The sequence below is a fragment of the Fodinibacter luteus genome, from assembly GCF_039541575.1.
Taxonomy (GTDB): domain Bacteria; phylum Actinomycetota; class Actinomycetes; order Actinomycetales; family Dermatophilaceae; genus Fodinibacter; species Fodinibacter luteus.
In genome coordinates this window covers 190011-206992 of sequence record NZ_BAABGM010000015.1, presented here as the reverse complement: position 1 = coordinate 206992, position 16982 = coordinate 190011, and the positions used below count along the sequence as shown (strand labels likewise).

Annotated in this window: 10 protein-coding genes and 1 other RNA gene; 9 read left to right on the top strand and 2 right to left on the bottom strand. The window is 71.9% G+C overall.

The window, feature by feature from the left end:
- Positions 1-87 precede the first annotated feature (87 nt).
- Positions 88-3474: a pyruvate carboxylase gene (locus tag ABD899_RS12810; protein ID WP_345206575.1), complete on the bottom strand. Its 3387-nt coding sequence runs from the start codon at positions 3472-3474 to the stop codon at positions 88-90.
- A gap of 221 nt (positions 3475-3695) precedes the next feature.
- Between ABD899_RS12810 and ABD899_RS12805 the strand changes: the two genes are divergently transcribed.
- The 9 genes from ABD899_RS12805 to ABD899_RS12765 all read left to right on the top strand — a co-directional run bounded on the left by ABD899_RS12805 (position 3696) and on the right by ABD899_RS12765 (position 14247).
- Positions 3696-5831, top strand: a complete 2136-nt coding sequence (locus ABD899_RS12805; protein WP_345206572.1) for a M1 family metallopeptidase — start codon at positions 3696-3698, stop codon at positions 5829-5831.
- Between the two features lie 23 nt (positions 5832-5854).
- Positions 5855-6088: a response regulator transcription factor gene (locus tag ABD899_RS12800; RefSeq protein WP_345206569.1), complete on the top strand. Its 234-nt coding sequence runs from the start codon at positions 5855-5857 to the stop codon at positions 6086-6088.
- 128 nt (positions 6089-6216) lie between these two features.
- Positions 6217-6642, top strand: a complete 426-nt coding sequence (locus tag ABD899_RS12795) for a hypothetical protein (RefSeq protein WP_345206566.1) — start codon at positions 6217-6219, stop codon at positions 6640-6642.
- Between the two features lie 284 nt (positions 6643-6926).
- On the top strand, positions 6927-8579 hold the full coding sequence (locus ABD899_RS12790; RefSeq protein WP_345206563.1) for an amino acid permease: 1653 nt from the start codon (positions 6927-6929) through the stop codon (positions 8577-8579).
- Between the two features lie 11 nt (positions 8580-8590).
- A complete protein-coding gene (locus ABD899_RS12785) occupies positions 8591-9490 on the top strand; it encodes a phosphotransferase (RefSeq protein ID WP_345206560.1) in 900 nt (299 codons plus the stop codon).
- The gene (locus ABD899_RS12780; RefSeq protein WP_345206558.1) at positions 9487-12015 is read left to right on the top strand and encodes a GcvT family protein; all 2529 of its coding nucleotides are present in this window, start codon (positions 9487-9489) and stop codon (positions 12013-12015) included. The genes ABD899_RS12785 and ABD899_RS12780 overlap by 4 nt, the downstream gene beginning before the upstream one ends.
- A 30-nt stretch (positions 12016-12045) precedes the next feature.
- Positions 12046-12651 carry a hypothetical protein gene (locus ABD899_RS12775; protein WP_345206555.1) on the top strand — a complete coding sequence of 202 codons (606 nt, stop codon included), beginning with the start codon at positions 12046-12048 and terminating at the stop codon, positions 12649-12651.
- A gap of 141 nt (positions 12652-12792) precedes the next feature.
- Positions 12793-13159: a transfer-messenger RNA gene (gene ssrA, locus ABD899_RS12770) on the top strand.
- A gap of 197 nt (positions 13160-13356) precedes the next feature.
- On the top strand, positions 13357-14247 hold the full coding sequence (locus ABD899_RS12765) for a phosphatase PAP2 family protein (RefSeq protein ID WP_345206554.1): 891 nt from the start codon (positions 13357-13359) through the stop codon (positions 14245-14247).
- Here the strand turns inward: ABD899_RS12765 and ppdK are convergent.
- Complete coding sequence (ppdK, locus tag ABD899_RS12760; protein ID WP_345206552.1) at positions 14166-16847, bottom strand: pyruvate, phosphate dikinase; 2682 nt, start codon at positions 16845-16847, stop codon at positions 14166-14168. The two genes, ABD899_RS12765 and ppdK, sit on opposite strands and share 82 nt — an antisense overlap.
- Positions 16848-16982: the final 135 nt, after the last annotated feature.

Genomic DNA, 16982 nt, shown 5'->3' with positions numbered 1-16982 from the left:
CGTCGGATGCCGCGCACGACGTCGGATGCCGTGTCGGATGCCGGTCGGACCGCGGGTGCTCCGCGGGTGCGCTGCCTGGTGGGTGGCTCAGCCGGGGGAGACGACGAGGATGAGGTCACCACCCTCGACCTGCTGGTGGTGCCCGCTGATCGCGAGCCGCTCGACGGTGCCGCCGACCGCACTCGTGATGTTGGCCTCCATCTTCATCGCCTCGATCGTCGCGACGACCCCGCCTGGCTCGACGGTGTCGCCCTCGCCGACGGTGGGGGTGACGACCCCGGAGAACGGCGCGGGAACGTGTCCGGCCTGCGACAGGTCTGCCTTCTCGACCGCCTTGACGTCGGCCGTGACGGAGCGGTCGCGGACCTGGATCGGGCGGAACTGCCCGTTGAGGGTGCACATGACCGTGCGCATGCCCTGCCGGTCGGCCTCGCCCACCGAGCTGATGCCGAGGAGGAGCCGCTTGCCGGCCTCGATCTCGGCCTCGTACTCGCTGCCGTGCTGCAGGCCGTGGAGGAACTCGATCGTGCCGAGCACGGAGAGGTTGCCGAAGCGTTCGCGGCTGTCCTCGAACTCCCGCGTCGGGCCGGGGAAGAGCAGCTGGTTGAGGGTGCGGCGCGGGTCGGTGCGCAGCGCCTCCTCCTGCTCCGGGGTGAGCTCGGTGACCCGCGGCTTGGCCTGCCGGCCCTGGAGGGCCTTGGTGCGGAACGGCTCGGGCCAGCCGCCGGGCGGGTCGCCGAGCTCGCCCTCGAGGAAGCCGATGACCGAGTCGGGGATGTCGTACTTCGTCGGGTTCGCCTCGAAGTCGTCGGGGTCGGCGCCGGCCCCGACGAGGGCGAGGGCGAGGTCACCGACGACCTTCGACGAGGGCGTCACCTTGACGAGGTTGCCGAGGATGCGGTTGGCCGCGGCGTACATGTCCTCGATGTCCTCGAAGCGGTCGCCGAGGCCGAGGGCGATCGCCTGCTGGCGCAGGTTGGACAGCTGGCCGCCGGGGATCTCGTGGAAGTAGACCCGTCCGGTGGGGGAGGGCAGGCCGGACTCGAACGGCGTGTAGACCTGCCGGACGGCCTCCCAGTACGGCTCGAGCGAGAACACCTTGTCGATGTCCAGTCCGGTCGGGCGGGAGGTGCCGTCGGTGGCCGCGACGAGGGCGGACAGGCTGGGCTGGCTCGTCGTGCCGGACATCGACGAACACGCGGCGTCCACGGCATCCACGCCGGCGTCGATGGCGGCGAGGAGCGTGCCGATCTGACCGCCCGCGGTGTCGTGGGTGTGCAGGTGCACCGGCAGGTCGAAGTTCTCCCGCAGCGCCCGGACGAGCCGGGTCGCGGCGGGGGCACGCAGCAGCCCCGCCATGTCCTTGATGGCGAGCACGTGGGCGCCGGTGCCGACGATCTCCTCGGCGAGGCGCAGGTAGTAGTCGAGGGTGTAGAGCTGCTCGCGCGGGTCGAGCAGGTTGCCCGTGTAGCACAGGGCGACCTCGGCGACGGCGGTGCCGGTGCCGAGCACGGCCTCGACGGCCGGGCGCATCTGGTCGACGTCGTTGAGCGAGTCGAAGATCCGGAAGATGTCGAGGCCGGTGCGCGCCGCCTCCTGCACGAACACGTCGGTGACCCGGGTGGGGTACGGCGTGTAACCCACGGTGTTGCGACCGCGCAGCAGCATCTGCAGGGGGATGTTGGGCATCGCCTCGCGCAGCAGGGCGAGGCGCTCCCACGGGTCCTCGGACAGGAAGCGCAACGCGACGTCGTAGGTGGCGCCGCCCCAGGCCTCCATCGACAGCAGCTCGGGGGTGAGCCGTGAGACGTGCTCGGCGACGTGGAGCAGGTCGCGGGTGCGCATCCGGGTGGCGAGCAGGCTCTGGTGGGCGTCACGGAACGTCGTGTCGGTGACCGGCACGTCGGTGCGCTCGCGCAGCTGGCGGGCGAACTCGGCGGGTCCGACCCGCTGCAGCAGGTCGCGGCTCCCGGGCGGCACGGGCGCGCTCGGGTCGATCCCGGGCAGCTTGGTCCGGGGCTTGATGAACGTCGTCGCCGGCCCGTGGGGCTGGTTGACGCTGACGTCCGCGAGGTAGGTGAGCAGCTTCGTCCCGCGGTCGCCGCCCATCCGGGCCTCGAGCAGCTCCGGACGCTCGTCGATGAAGCTCGTCGTCGCCGCACCGCCCTGGAACACCGGGTCGGCGAGCACCGCCTCGAGGAAGGGGATGTTCGTCGACACCCCGCGGATGCGGAACTCGGCGAGGGCCCGGCGCGCGCGGCGCACGGCCGTCGGGAAGGTGCGGCCGCGGCAGGTCAGCTTGACGAGCATCGAGTCGAAGTGCGGGCTGACCTGGGCCCCGACGAAGACCGTGCCGCCGTCGAGGCGGACGCCGCCCCCGCCGGCCGAGCGGTAGACGGTGATCTGGCCGGCATCCGGTCGGAAGCCGTTCGACGGGTCCTCGGTCGTGATGCGGCACTGCAGCGCGGCGCCGCGCAGGTAGATGTCGTCCTGGCGCATGCCGAGGTCGGTGAACGTGTCGCCGGCTGCGATGCGCATCTGGGCGACGACGAGGTCGACGTCGGTGACCTCCTCCGTGACGGTGTGTTCGACCTGGATGCGGGGGTTCATCTCGATGAAGACGTAGCGGCCGTCCTCGCCGAGGAGGAACTCGACGGTCCCGGCGTTGACGTAGCCGATCGACTCGGCGAAGCGCACGGCATCCGCGCACATCCGGTCGCGCAGGGCGGGGTCGAGGTTCGGGGCGGGGGCGATCTCGACGACCTTCTGGTGGCGGCGCTGCACCGAGCAGTCTCGCTCGAAGAGGTGGAGCACCGTGCCGGTAGCGTCGGCGAGCACCTGCACCTCGATGTGCCGGGGGTTGACGACCGCCTGCTCGAGGTACAGCGTGGGGTCGCCGAACGCGGCATCCGCCTCGCGCTGCGCCGCCTCGAGCGACTCGCGCAGGGTGCTCGGGTCGTCCACGCGCCGCATGCCGCGCCCGCCCCCGCCGCTCACCGCCTTGACGAACACCGGGAACCCGATGTCGTGCGCCGCGGCGGCGAGGGCGTCGAGGTCGGTCGTCGGCGCCGCGCTGTCGAGCGTCGGCAGGCCAGCCGCCCGAGCGGCGGTGATGGCCCGGGCCTTGTTCCCCGCGAGGTGGAGGGCGGGCGCGGGCGGGCCGATGAAGGTGATGCCGTTCGCGGCGCACGCCTCGGCGAGCTCGGGATTCTCGGACATGAAGCCGTAGCCGGGGTAGATCGCGTCCGCGCCGCACTCGACCGCAACCCGAACGATGTTGGCGTGGTCGAGGTACGCCCGGACGGGGTGCCCTCGCTCGCCGATCTCGTAGGACTCGTCGGCCTTGAGGCGGTGCTCGGAGTTGCGGTCCTCGTGCGGGAAGACGGCCACCGTCTTCGCGCCGAGCTCGGTGGCCGCGCGGAACGCGCGGACCGCGATCTCCCCACGGTTGGCGACGAGGATCTTGGCGAACACGGTGGACCTCCCGATCGGGGGTGGGCACGTCACCCGGCGGCGCCGGTGTTCCGAGCAGCGTAGTGACGTGGATGCCGTCGGCGCGCCCCCGATCCAGCCGGCAAACCCCCGTGGGCGCCGGCACCACCCGATCGAGCCATGTCCGTCCCGTGGTCGTGGGTCTATCGTCGTCGGATGGACGCTCGCGTCCGGCGAGGTCCGTGAAGGACAGGGGAGTCCTCATGCGTCGGATGTCTGTCGTCGTCTCCGTGCTCGCCGGAGCGGCCCTCGTCGCCGCCCCGCTGGTTCCCGCGTCGGGGGCGGGGGTGGGGGCGCGTCCCGGGGACGCCAGCGCCGGCGACGACTACGTCGGGCGGCTTGGCAACGGTGGTTACGACGTCAGCCACTACGACCTCGACGTCAGGTACGACCCCGACTCGGACATGCTCTGGGGCGTCGCCACCATCCAGGCGACCGCCACCCAGAACCTGTCTCGCTTCAACCTCGACCTCCAAGGACTGACCGTTCGCTCGGTCACCGTCGACGGCAGCGCGTCCAAGTGGCAGCACCTCAAGGGTGAGCTGCGGACCACACCGAATGCCGCGCTCAGCCAGGGGACGTCGTTCACCACCGTCGTCGAGTACGACGGTGTGCCCGCGACGCTGCCCGACGGCTCCGGCTTCGTCCACACCGACGACGGTGCGGTCGTCATCGGGGAGCCCGAGGTCGCGGCCACGTGGTTCCCCGTGAACGACCACCCGAGCGACAAGGCCTCCTACCGGTTCGACGTCACGGTGCCCGACGGGGTCACCGCCGTGGCCAACGGCGCTCTGCTCGGGACCGACAGCGAGGACGGCTGGAGGACCTTCACGTGGGACGCGTCCGAGCCGATGGCCTCGTACCTTGCCACCGCGACGATGGGCCAGTTCGACCTGCGCAGCTACGAGCACGACGGCATCCGACTGTGGGACGCTGTTGACCTCGGGCTATACGAGCCGGTGGCCACGCCGCGCACGGGCAGCCAGTTCCTCGTCTCCCAGCAGGCCGACTCGAGCTACAAGCGGCTGACCCGGACCATCACGGTGCCGTCTGACGGTGCGACCCTCTCCTTCTGGGTGACCCGTGCGACCGAGCAGTCCTGGGACCACTTCTTCGTCGAGGCCCGTCACGCCGGGGGCGCCGACTGGACCACGCTGCCCGACGCGAACGGTCACAGCAGCACCGACACGGGCAGCTCGTGCCCCTACTGGCTCCCGATCCACCCGTTCCTCTCGCACTACCAGACCGAGAACGCGGACGGCGCATGCGATGGCAGCGGCACGACTGGTGCGTGGAACGCGGCCTCCGGCTCCAGTGACGGGCCCGAGCAGTGGAGCCTCGACCTCGGCGCCTACGCAGGCGAGCAGGTCGAGGTGTCGCTGACGTACGCCAGCGACGACATCTTCCAGCTTCCCGGTGTGTTCGTCGACGACGTCGTCGTGTCGACGGGCGAGGGCAGCACGTCGTTCGAGGCAGACGGCGACACGCTGGACGGTTGGATCGCCGCCGATCCTCCCGAGGGGAGCCCCGGCAATGACAACACCTGGGTCGCCGGTGGCGCGGCGGACGTGCCACCCCCGCTGGGTGCCTCCATCGACGCCTCCCTGGCACGGCACGGCGATGTCCTGGACTTCCTCTCCGCGTCGTTCGGGCCCTACCCGTTCGCCACGTCCGGCGGAATCGTCGACGACGACCCCGGCCTCGGGTTCGCCCTCGAGAACCAGACCCGGCCGATCTACTCGAAGGACTTCTTCGGCGCACCCGAGGGAAACGTCGGAGTGGTCGTCCACGAGCTCGCGCACCAGTGGTACGGCGACAGCCTCGCCGTCCAGGAGTGGAAGCACATCTGGCTCAACGAGGGCTTCGCGACGTATGCCGAGTGGCTGTGGGAGGAGCACGAGGGTGCCGCAACCGCGCAGGAGCTCTTCGACTTCTTCTACGGCGAGATACCGCCCGACGACCCCTTCTGGGACGTCGTCATCGGGGACCCCGGGCGAGACCTGCTCTTCGACTTCGCGGTCTACGCCAGGGGTGCGATGACCTTGCACCAGCTGCGGCTCGCCATCGGCGACGAAGACTTCTTCACGGTCCTGCAGACGTGGGCGGACGCGCACAAGGACGGCAACGTGACCACGGCCGAGTTCGTCAACCTCGCCGAGGCCATCTCCGGGCAGCAGCTCGACGCGCTCTTCGACACCTGGCTCTTCACGCCGGGCAAGCCTGCCCTCACCACGCAGGCGGATGCCGGTGCCCGGTCTGCGGACGCCTCGGTCGCAACGCCCCCCCGGGGTGCGCAGCACCTGCTCCTGAAGTGGAAGGAGAGCCGCGCAGCGCGGTGAGTCACCGGAGGTGAGCGCGACGCATGCTCGAGGTGTTCGCCGACCGCACCGGGGCCCGGCGTGAGCGGTTCCCCGAGCTGTCCCCGCGGGAGCACGAGATCCTCGAGCACCTCGCGGCCGGGGCGTCGAACAAGGAGATCGCCGCCGCGCTCGTCATCTCGCCGGTGACCGTGCGCAATCACGTGAGCAACATCCTCATGAAGCTGCACCTCACGAACCGGCGCGAGGCCATGGTGCGCTACCGGGAGGGTTGCTGACCTGCGCGGCGACCCGGGAGGGTGCCGGGACGAACGTCCCGGTGGAACGGGACAGCCGACCCTGTCGGCCGGGACCCCGGGTCGGCGACGGTGGTCCCACCACACCACCGAGTCGAGGAGTTCCACCGATGTCCGTCCTTCGTTCCCTCCGCCGCCCGGCCCTCGTCGGCGCGGCCGCCGTCGCCGCCGTCGCCGTCGGCGCCGCACCCGCCCTGGCCCACCACTGCTTCGTGCCGATGTACTCGCTCAACGAGCCCGCGTCGGCCAACTGGTTCCCGGTGAGCGCCGAGCTCGGTGCCTTCTACGAGACGGGCTTCGAGGCCGGGTGCGAGGCCGCCGTCGAGGCGGGCTACGACGCTCTGCGCGCCGAGGGCCTGCCCGTCGGCATCAAGATCTTCGAGAAGATGACGATCGGCGACCCGAAGCACACCGGCCGGCTCAACCCGAACGGTGCCGACGGCCGCGGCCTGGAGTACTTCGGCGCCGACTCGCCGGTGCCGGTCGCCATGGTGACGACCTGGGTCGAGGGTGCCGAGTCCGTCGACTGCGGCTGACCCACCGCCCCCGGGGGGGCGAAGGGATGCCGGGTGCGCGCCGTGGTGCGCGCCCGGCATCCCGTCTGCGGTCGTGCCACGGCCCCCCGGCCGCGGAATCGACCGTCTGCGGTTGTCGTGCGACAGGCCTCACGGCCGCGGAATCCGCAGGTCCGGGCCACGACACCCCTCGGACGCACAATGGCCCAAACGCATACCAATGAGGGCCCGTTGGCCCTAGCATCGCCTCGTCGCACCACTATGACGCCGGTCACGTCCGGCCGGCCGGACCCATGGGAGCAACCGTGGCAGTGCACCTGAACGACGACGAACGCAAGCTGGCCGAGCTCGGCTACAAGCAGGAGCTCAACCGGACGTGGTCCGGCTTCTCCAACTTCGCGATCTCCTTCTCGATCATCTCGATCCTCGCCGGGTGCTTCACGACCTTCGGCCAGGCCTGGAACAACGGCGGCCCGATCGCCATCTCGATCGGCTGGCCGCTCATCTCGGTCTTCATCCTCATCATCGGGTTCTGCATGAGCGAGCTCGTCTCGGCCTACCCGACGTCGGGCGGCATCTACTGGTGGGCGAGCAAGCTCGGTGGCGCGAAGGCCGGCTACTACACCGGCTGGCTCAACCTCATCGGCCTGCTCGCGATCGACGCCTCCGTCGCCTACGGCGCGGCGACCTTCTTCGACCTGTCGTTCAGCACGATGAGCGAGTCGTGGGCCGAGGGCTACAGCCTCCAGCGGGTCTTCTGGATGTTCCTCGTCATCCTGTTCCTCACCGCCCTGATCAACATCTTCGGCGGGCACCTCCTGGCGATGCTCAACAACATCTCGGTGTGGTGGCACGTGGCCGGCGCCGCGATCATCATCGCGATCCTGGTCTTCCTGCCCGAGAAGCACATGAGCATCAACGACGTCTTCACGATGCGCGTGAACAACAGCGGCGGGCTCGCCGGCGGCGAGACCGGGGGCCTCGGCTTCTGGTTCTACGTCCTGCCGCTCGGCTTCCTCCTGACCCAGTACACGATCACCGGCTTCGACGCCTCGGCCCACCTCTCCGAGGAGACCCACGACGCGGCCGACGGTGCGGCCAAGGGCATCTGGCGCTCGATCTTCTACTCCGCGGTCGGTGGGTGGGTCCTCCTCCTCGCCTTCCTGTTCGCCGTCCAGGACGCGGATGCCGTGACGGCGGGCGGTGGCGGCGTGGCCGTCATCTTCAACCAGGCCCTGTCGTCCAGCTGGGCCGGGACGGTGCTGCTCATCGCGAGCATCGGCCAGTTCTTCTGCACCACGGCGTGCATGACGTCGACGAGCCGGATGCTCTTCGCGTTCTCGCGCGACGGTGCCGTGCCCGGTGCCGCGACGTGGGCCCGGCTCAACAGCCGCAAGGTGCCCGCGAACGCCGTCATCGTCTCCTCCGTCATCGCGGCGCTCATCACCCTGCCCGCCCTCGTCGAGGTCAACATCGGCACCGAGGAGGCGCCGATCATCGTGCCGACCGCCTTCTACGCCGTGGTCTCCATCGGGGTCATCGGGCTCTACACCGCGTTCGCCGTCCCGATCTTCCTGCGGTGGAGGGCCGGCGACGCCTTCACGCAGGGCTCGTGGAACCTGGGATCCAAGTGGAGGTGGATGGCCCCCGTCGCGGTCATCGAGATCGCCATCATCTCGGTGTACTTCATCCTCCCGTTCACCCCCGCGGCGAACCCGCTCAACGACGGCTTCGAGTGGAAGTACGTCAACTACGCCCCCATCCTCATGGGCGGCACGCTCATCGCGCTCTGGATCGGCTGGCACGTCTCGGCCAAGAAGTGGTTCACCGGCCCGAGGACGACGATCGACCTGCCCGACGACGTCACCTCCGCCGACGAGATCGAGATGGAGCACCACGGCAAGACCGCGCACGGAGGCACGATGCACGACGTGACACCGGGCGACCCGCTCCCCTGACGGCCGCCCAGGTGACCCGGCTCGACGAGCTGCTCGACGGCATCCCCGTCCTCACCGGGCAGGGGCGGCACGTGACGCTCCTGCCCGGGGGATTGACCAACGTCAACCACCGGGTCCGCACGGATGCCGGCCTCGACGTCGTCGTGCGCGTGTCAGCCCCCGAGACCGGGCTGCTCGGGGTCGACCGGCACGCGGAGCACGTCAACACCCTTGCGGCGGCCGTCGCGGGCGTGGGGGCGCCGGTCGTGGACTACCTCGAGGGCCGGGGCATCATGGTCGTGCAGTTCCTGCCCGGAGCCACGTGGACCGACGCCGACGTCGCGGCCAACCTCCCGCGGCTCGCGGCGGCGCTGCGGCGGCTGCACTCGGGGCCGACGTTCATGGGCCGCTTCGACATGTTCGCCCTGCGGCGCACCTACCTCGGCGTCGTCCGCGAGCGAGGCTTCCGGATGCCGCCGGGTTACCTTGCGCTCGAGCCGTGGGCCGAGCGCGTGGAGCGGGTGTTCGCGGCCGCCCCCGAGCCGCTCGTCCCGTGCCACAACGACCTGCTCGCGGCCAACGTGCTCGACGACGGAGGCGACCTGCGGATCATCGACTACGAGTACTCGGGGATGAACGAGCCGTCCTTCGAGCTCGGCAACGCCGCCGCGGAGGCGGGGCTCCCGCCGGAGGCGCTCACCGAGCTGTGCGCCGCCTACTACGGCCGGGCCGACGAGGCCCTTGTGGCCCGGGCCGAGCTGTGGGGCTGGATGGCCCGCTACGGCTGGACGCTGTGGGGGATGATCCAGGACGCGACGAGCACGATCGACGTCGACTTCTGGGAGTGGGCGTTGGACAAGTTCGAGCCGGCCGAGCGCCTCGCGCGCAGCCCGCGGTTCGAGGACCTCCTCAGCGCGGCGGCCCGGCGGTGAGCCAGGTTCCGGGCCGGCCCCCGGCACCCGACGTGGCGGCTCCGTCGGAGCTGCCCGAGCGGGCCCGGGTCGTCGTCGTCGGCGGGGGCGTGGTCGGGGCCTCGACGGCCTACCACTTCGCGCACCTCGGGGAGACCGACGTCCTGCTGCTCGAGCAGGGAACGCTGTCGTGCGGCACGACGTGGCACGCGGCCGGGCTCGTCGGTCTGCTCCGCGCGAGCGAGAGCGGCACCCGGCTCGTCCAGTACTCGGCGGCGCTGTACGAGCGGCTCGAGGCCGAGACCGGCCTCGCGACGGGGTACCGGCAGTGCGGTGGCCTCATCGTCGCCAGGACGCACGACCGGATGACCGCGCTGCGGCGCACGGCCGCGACGGCTGCGGCGTACGACCTCGACTGCGAGCTGCTGTCGTCCGAGCAGGCCGGCGCGCGCTACCCCCTCCTGCGCACCGAGGACCTCGTCGGTGCGATCTGGCTGCCCGGAGACGGCACCGCGAACCCCACCGACGTCACGCAGTCCCTCGCCAAGGGTGCCCGCCAGCTCGGCGTCATGGTCCGGGAGCGGGTGCGCGTCACCGGGTTCGACGTCGTCGCCGACCCGGCCGCGCCCGGTGGCCGGCGGGTCCGCGGTGTGCGCACCGACCGTGGCGACGTCGCGTGCGAGGTCGTGGTCAACTGCGCCGGCCAGTGGGCCAAGGCCATCGGGGCGATGGCGGGGGTCGCCGTCCCGCTGCACTCGGCGGAGCACTTCTACGTCGTCACCGACCAGGTCGACGGGGTGGCCGCGGGGCTGCCCATCCTGCGCGACCCGGACGGGTGGACCTACGTCAAGGAGGAGGTCGGCGGGCTCGTCGTCGGTGGGTTCGAGCCGGAGGCCAAGCCGTGGGTGTCGCCCGAGGACATCCCGTACCCCTTCGAGTTCCAGCTCCTCGACGAGGACTGGGAGCACTTCTCCGTGCTCATGACGAGCGCGATCCACCGGCTGCCCGTTCTCGAGCGCACCGGCATCCGGACGTTCTACAACGGCCCCGAGAGCTTCACGCCGGACAACCAGTTCGTCCTCGGGGAGTCGCCGGACGTCGCCGGCTTCTTCGTCGGGGCCGGGTTCAACTCGGTGGGCATCGCGTCGGCCGGCGGGGCGGGGCGCGCGCTCGCCGAGTGGGTGGTGTCGGGGGAGCCGCAGGAGGACCTCGCCCTCGTCGACATCCGGCGGTTCGCGCCCTTCCACGCGAGCACCCCGTGGCTGCGCGCACGGGTGTCCGAGGTGCTCGGGCTGCACTACGCCGTGCCGTGGCCGAACCGGGAGCTCGACTCGGCGCGACCGTTCCGGTGCTCGCCGGTCCACGACCGGCTCGCGGCCGCCGGTGCCTGGTTCGGTTCGAGGATGGGCTGGGAGCGGCCCAACTACGTCGCACCCGCGCCCGTCGGGCCGCAGGACCGCCCGGCGACCTACGGCTGGGGCCGGCAGCGCTGGCACGACTGGGTCGACGAGGAGCAGCGGGCGACGCGCGAGGCCGTCGCGCTGTTCGACCAGACCTCGTTCGGCAAGCTGCGGGTCCACGGCCCAGACGCCCTGGCCCTGCTGCACCTCGTGTGCACCGCCGACGTCGACCGCCCGCTGGGGTCCGCGGTCTACACCGGGGTGCTCAACCGGCGGGGCGGCTACGAGGCCGACGTCACGGTGACCCGGGTGGCCGAGGAGGAGTGGCTCCTCGTCACGAGCTCGGCGTCGCCGGTGCGCGACGCCGACTGGTTGCGGCGGCACGTCGCCCCCGCCCAGCGGGTCGGCATCGAGGACGTCACGACGGCGTACGCCGTGTTCGGCCTCATGGGACCGCACTCGCGCGAGCTCCTCGGGCGCCTCACGAACGCCGACCTGTCGCCCGACGCCTTCCCGTTCGCGACGAGCAGGGTGCTCGACCTCGGGCCGGCCCGGGTGCGGGCGACGAGGATGACGTACGTCGGCGAGCTCGGCTGGGAGCTGCTCGTGCCGACCGAGCTCGCGGCCAACGTCTGGGACCGGGTCGTCGCCGCGGGGCCTGACCTCGGCCTGCGGCTCGCGGGCTACTACGCCATCAACGCGCTGCGCCTCGACAAGGGGTACCGGGCCTTCGGGGCGGAGCTCGGGCCGGACCGGACGCCGGTCGAGGCCGGACTGACCTTCACCTGCGACCTCGCGGGGGAGCGCGGGTTCGTCGGACGCGAGGCGGTGGAGCGGCAGCGCGCCGAGGGGCCACGGCGGCGCCTCGCCTCCCTCGTCGTCGAGGACCCGACCGCGGTGCTGTGGGGAGGGGAGCTGCTGCTGCGGGACGGCACGCCGGTCGGCCAGGTGACGAGCGCGGCCCCCAGCGCGACGCTCGGGGCGAGCGTCGGCCTCGCCTGGGTCTGGGAGCCCGGGGGCGGCGCCGTGCCGCGCGAGGCCCTCACCGCGGGTGGGTACGCCGTCGACGTCGCAGGCGCGGTCCACCCGGTGCGGCTCTCCTCTCGCGCCCCCCACGATCCCGGCAACTCCCACGTTCGTTCGTGACCGCCGGCCCGACGGACTAGAGTTCGCCCCATGGCGGCAGGGGCCGGGCGACACAGCGCCCGGAAACGCACCTCCGGTGCCGCGAACGCGTTGCAGGCGTTCGCGGTGTCGGTCGCTGCGCTGAGCGCGGTCGCCGTGCTGACCGTCTTCGCCGGCGGGCCCGGCGCCGTCGACGGCCTCGTCATCTTCGGGGACCCGGGCCCCACGAGCTCCAGGTCGTCCCCGAGCGCCTCCGTCGGGTCGGGGTCGAGCGGCCCCCCGTCGAGCGTGCGGCCCAGTGCCACGGGCGGCGCGTCGTCGCCGGTCGGCCCCGGCGCCACCGTCCCCGTGCCCCCGGCCGGGCCCGCGGACCCGCCGGCGGGCATCCCGTCGGTCGGTCCGGCGGCGGGCGGACCGGCTGACGTGCCCTCGTCGCCGCTTCCGGACGCGACGTCGCCCACGACCGCCGACCCGCCGACCACCCCGCCGCCGACCACCCCACCGGTGCGGCCGACCCCGCCGGTGACCCCCGATACCCCGCCGGTGCGGCCGACGCCGCCGGTGACCCCCGGCATCCCGCCGGTGACGCCCGGCATCCCGCCGGTGACGCCCGGCACCCCGCCCGGCGCGCCCGGCGCGCCCGGACACGATCGCTGACCGGCGCCGCGCCGTCGGGGAGACCACGCGCGGGAATGTCGTTTGGGCACGCGCGCGTTGAACGGCATACTGGCCGTGCCGCACCCTGCGAAGGCACCGGGCGGCCACACAACTGGACAGCGTGGGAGTGAGCCCCCTCAGGGGGGTGATCGGTTTCGACATTGGTCGGCAGGCCATGGGGAAGCGGGTCGAGGACGCACGGTCATCTCGTCAACGCTCCGTGCAAAACAACAGGTGCCGATTCCAAGCGCACCGACTTCGCCCTCGCCGCCTGAGCGAGCCCGAAGTCCGTTGGCCTGAGCTCGGTCTCGGCTCAGTAACCAGCGTCAGCCAGAGACCTTGCTGCGTCGTCATGTCGGGGGACGGCGCGGGACTCCTTCTCGACTGGGCCCGTCAGCGGACGTGTGCGCGCGAGCGCTGGGGCCGAGAAAATCCACAGCGCACTGCACCCGGAGAAGCCCTGGTTTCCCGTCAGTGGACGCGGGTTCGATTCCCGCCACCTCCACCACGGTCTCACTCCCACGCGTCCGGCCACCGGCCCGGTCCCGCCCCGTGCGGGGCCGGGCCGTCGTCGCGTCGTGCCGCGGTTCTCGGCCCGCGGCATCCGCGGAGTCAGGAGCACTTCGCCGACTCAGGTGCGTGCAGCCCCCTGACTCGACGAGGTGCTCCTGACTCCGCGAGGTCGTGCGGCTGGTTCAATGCCGTATGCCGCCCACGCCGCCCCTCGCCCCCGGCGTGCCGGACGCGGAGCGGATCGGCGACCGCGACCTCGCGACCTGGCGCACCCGGCCGGGCCGGTGGTTCGTCGCGACGGTGGCCCGGCTCGTCGTGCTCCTCGGGCGGGCCTGGCGCTGGAGCCTGGCCAACCTGGCCCTCGTGCTCACGACGGCCGTCGGTGGTGCCGTCGTGCTCGGCGCGACGCTGCTGTCCGCGGAGGTCTACGAGGCGGTCGTCGACAGCGAGGGGCTGGCCGGCCTCGACCAGCCGGTGCTCGACGCCGCCGTCGCGAGCCGGACCCCGCGCAGCGAGCAGCTCGTCACCCACTTCACCGACCTCGGGGGCACGGTCGGGATGCCGGTCATCGCCGTCGTCGTCGTCACCGTGCTCGCGCTGCGGCGGCGGTCCTGGTTGCCCGTCGCACTCATGGCGATCGCGGCCGCCGGATCGGTGCTCGTCACCGTGCTCGGCAAGGACCTCGCCGGGCGGGCCCGGCCGCCGGTGGAGCTCGCCGTGCCTCCGCTCGAGACCTCAGCGTCGTTCCCGTCCGGGCACACCCTCAACGCCACCGTCGTGCTCGGGCTCGCGGCCTACCTCGTCATGCTCGGCCGCACGCACGCGCGCAGCCGGGTGCTCGTCCTGTCGGTCGTCGTCGTGTTCGTCGTCGCGATGGGCCTGTCCCGGGTCTGGCTCGGCCACCACTGGCTCACCGACGTCGTCGCGGGGTGGCTCGTCGGGCTCGCCTGGCTCGGCACGGTCGTGACGGGCCACCGCGTCAAGGTGACCCTCGACCGGGCTCAGCGGGCGAGCCCCTTGACGACCGCCCTACCCGCCTCGAGCCGGGCCACCGGCACCCGGAACGGTGAGCACGAGACGTAGTCGAGCTTGCGCTCCTCGAAGAAGTGCACCGACTCGGGGTCGCCGCCGTGCTCGCCGCAGACGCCGACCTTGAGGTCGGGCTTGGTCTTGCGGCCCTCGTCGGTGCCGATCCGCACGAGCCGCCCGACGCCCGCCCGGTCGATGTTCTCGAACGGTGAGGACCCGAGGATGCCGGCCTCCATGTAGCGCGAGAAGAAGCTCGACTCGACGTCGTCGCGCGAGAAGCCCCACGTCGTCTGGGTGAGGTCGTTGGTGCCGAAGGAGAAGAAGTCCGCCGCCCCGGCGATCTCGCCGGCCGTGAGGGCGGCACGGGGCAGCTCGATCATCGTGCCGATGTGGTGGTCGAGGTGCACCGAGTGCTCGGTGCGCACCTCGTGGGCGGCCTCGTCGATCTCGATGCGGATGTTGCGCAGCTCCTCGACGGACCCCACGAGCGGAACCATGATCTCGGGGTGGGCGTGGCCGCCCCTCTCGGTGACGATGGCCGCCGCCTCGAGGATGGCCCGCGACTGCATCTCGAACAGCCCGGGGATCGCGATACCGAGCCGCACGCCGCGCAGCCCGAGCATCGGGTTCTCCTCGTGGAGCCGGCGCACGGCGAGCAGCAGCAGGCTCTCGGTGTCGTGCGGTTGCCCCGTGGCCTCGGCCACGGCGACCTTGACGGACAGCTCGGTGAAGTCGGGGAGGAACTCGTGGAGCGGCGGGTCGAGCAGCCGCACCGTGACGGGCAGTCCGTCCATCGCCTCGAAGAGCTCGACGAAGTCAGCCCGCTGGAGCGGCAGCAGCTCGTCGAACACGCGCTGCCGGTCCGCGTCGGACTCGGCGAGGATGAGGTGCTCGACGAGCTCGCGACGCTCGCCGAGGAACATGTGCTCGGTGCGGCACAGGCCGATGCCCTCCGCGCCGAACCTGCGGGCGCGGGCGGCATCCTCGGCGTTGTCGGCGTTGGCCCGCACCTGCATCCGCCGGTGCTTGTCGGCCGCGGACATGAGGCGGTCGACGGCGGCGACGAGGGGGCCGCCGTCCTCGACCGACATCGTCCCCTCGAAGTAGCGGACGACGGGGGAGGCGTACACCGCGACCTCGCCGGCGAAGACCTCGCCGGTCGTGCCGTCGATCGAGATCGTGTCGCCCTGGCGCACGACCGTGCCGTCGTGCGTCGTGAACTGGCCGGCCTTGGTGTCGACCTCGAGGGTCTCGGCGCCGCACACGCAGGTGCGCCCCATGCCCCGGGCCACGACCGCCGCGTGCGAGGTCTTGCCGCCGCGGCTCGTGAGGATGCCGGCCGCCGCCACCATGCCGTGGAGGTCGTCGGGGTTGGTCTCGCGGCGCACGAGGATGACGGGGGTGCCCTCCTCGGCGAGGCGCACGGCGGTGTCGGAGTCGAAGACGGCGGCGCCGACGGCCGCACCGGGGGAGGCGCTCATCCCCTTGGCGAGCAGGGTGCGGGCGCCTTCGGGGTCGAAGTGGGGGAACATGAGCTGGGCGAGCTGGTCGCCCGTCACCCGCATCAGGGCCTCCTCCTCGGTGATGGCGCCCTCGTCGACGAGGTCGACCGCGATCCGGAACGCGGCCTCGGCCGTGCGCTTCCCGACCCGGGTCTGGAGCATCCACAGGTGCCCGCGCTCGATCGTGAACTCGATGTCGCACATGTCGCGGTAGTGCGCCTCGAGGCGGGCCATGATGTCGACGAGCTGGTCGTAGCTCGCCTTGTCGATCCGCTCGAGGTCGGCCAGGTGCAGGGTGTTGCGGATGCCGGAGACGACGTCCTCGCCCTGCGCGTCCTGGAGGTAGTCGCCGTAGACCCCCGTCTCGCCGGTGGCGGGGTCGCGGGTGAAGGCGACGCCCGACCCGGAGTCCGAGCCACGGTTGCCGAACGCCATCGCCTGCACGTTGACGGCCGTGCCGAGGTCGGTCGGGATCTGCTCGCGCCGGCGGTACAGGATGGCCCGCGGCGAGTTCCACGAGTCGAAGACGGCGACGACGGCACCGCGCAGCTGCTCGCGCGGGTCCTGCGGGAAGGGTGCGCCGGTGGCCTCCTCGATGACCGCCTTGAACCGCGCGACGAGGGCCCGCAGGTCGTCGGCGTCGAGGTCGACGTCGGCCGTGACCCCCTTGGCAGCCTTGGCCTCGTCGAGGGCGTCCTCGAACGCCTCGCCGTCGACGTCGAGCACGGTCTTGCCGTACATCTGGAGCAGCCGGCGGTAGGAGTCCCACGCGAACCGCGGGTTGTCCGTCTGGGCCGACAGCCCCTCGACCGAGGTGTCGTTGAGGCCGATGTTGAGGACGGTCTCCATCATCCCGGGCATCGAGAACTTCGCGCCGGAGCGCACCGAGACGAGGAGCGGGTCGGCGCCGTCGCCGAGCGTGCGGCCCATCCGGGCCTCGAGCCGCTCGAGGTGCTCCCCGACCTCCTCGAACAACCCGGGGGGCACCGTGCCCGACTCGAGGTACGCCCGGCAGGCGTCCGTCGTGATGGTGAACCCGGGGGGCACGGGGATGCCGAGTCGCGTCATCTCCGCGAGGTTCGCTCCCTTGCCGCCGAGCAGGTCCTTCTGGTCCATGCTGCCGGTCTCGAAGTCGTGGACGAGCTGGGCCATCGTGGCTGCCTCCTCGGGTTGGTTACTACGCACTGTAGTACCCGATGATTCTATTACCGGGGGAGGTATGCCGCCGCTCGTGTTCCGCCCTGCGGGCGGTGGCGTTCGCCACTCGCGCGGCCGTCCGGCGGCGAA

What these genes read in the sequence shown, in the direction of transcription:
- ABD899_RS12800 (WP_345206569.1), top strand. Translation starts at nt 5,855, where the DNA reads ATGCTCGAGGTGTTCGCCGACCGCACCGGGGCCCGGCGTGAGCGGTTC.
- ppdK (WP_345206552.1), bottom strand. Translation starts at nt 16,847, where the DNA reads ATGGCCCAGCTCGTCCACGACTTCGAGACCGGCAGCATGGACCAGAAG.
- ABD899_RS12795 (WP_345206566.1), top strand. Translation starts at nt 6,217, where the DNA reads ATGTCCGTCCTTCGTTCCCTCCGCCGCCCGGCCCTCGTCGGCGCGGCC.
- ABD899_RS12775 (WP_345206555.1), top strand. Translation starts at nt 12,046, where the DNA reads ATGGCGGCAGGGGCCGGGCGACACAGCGCCCGGAAACGCACCTCCGGT.
- ABD899_RS12805 (WP_345206572.1), top strand. Translation starts at nt 3,696, where the DNA reads ATGCGTCGGATGTCTGTCGTCGTCTCCGTGCTCGCCGGAGCGGCCCTC.
- ABD899_RS12765 (WP_345206554.1), top strand. Translation starts at nt 13,357, where the DNA reads ATGCCGCCCACGCCGCCCCTCGCCCCCGGCGTGCCGGACGCGGAGCGG.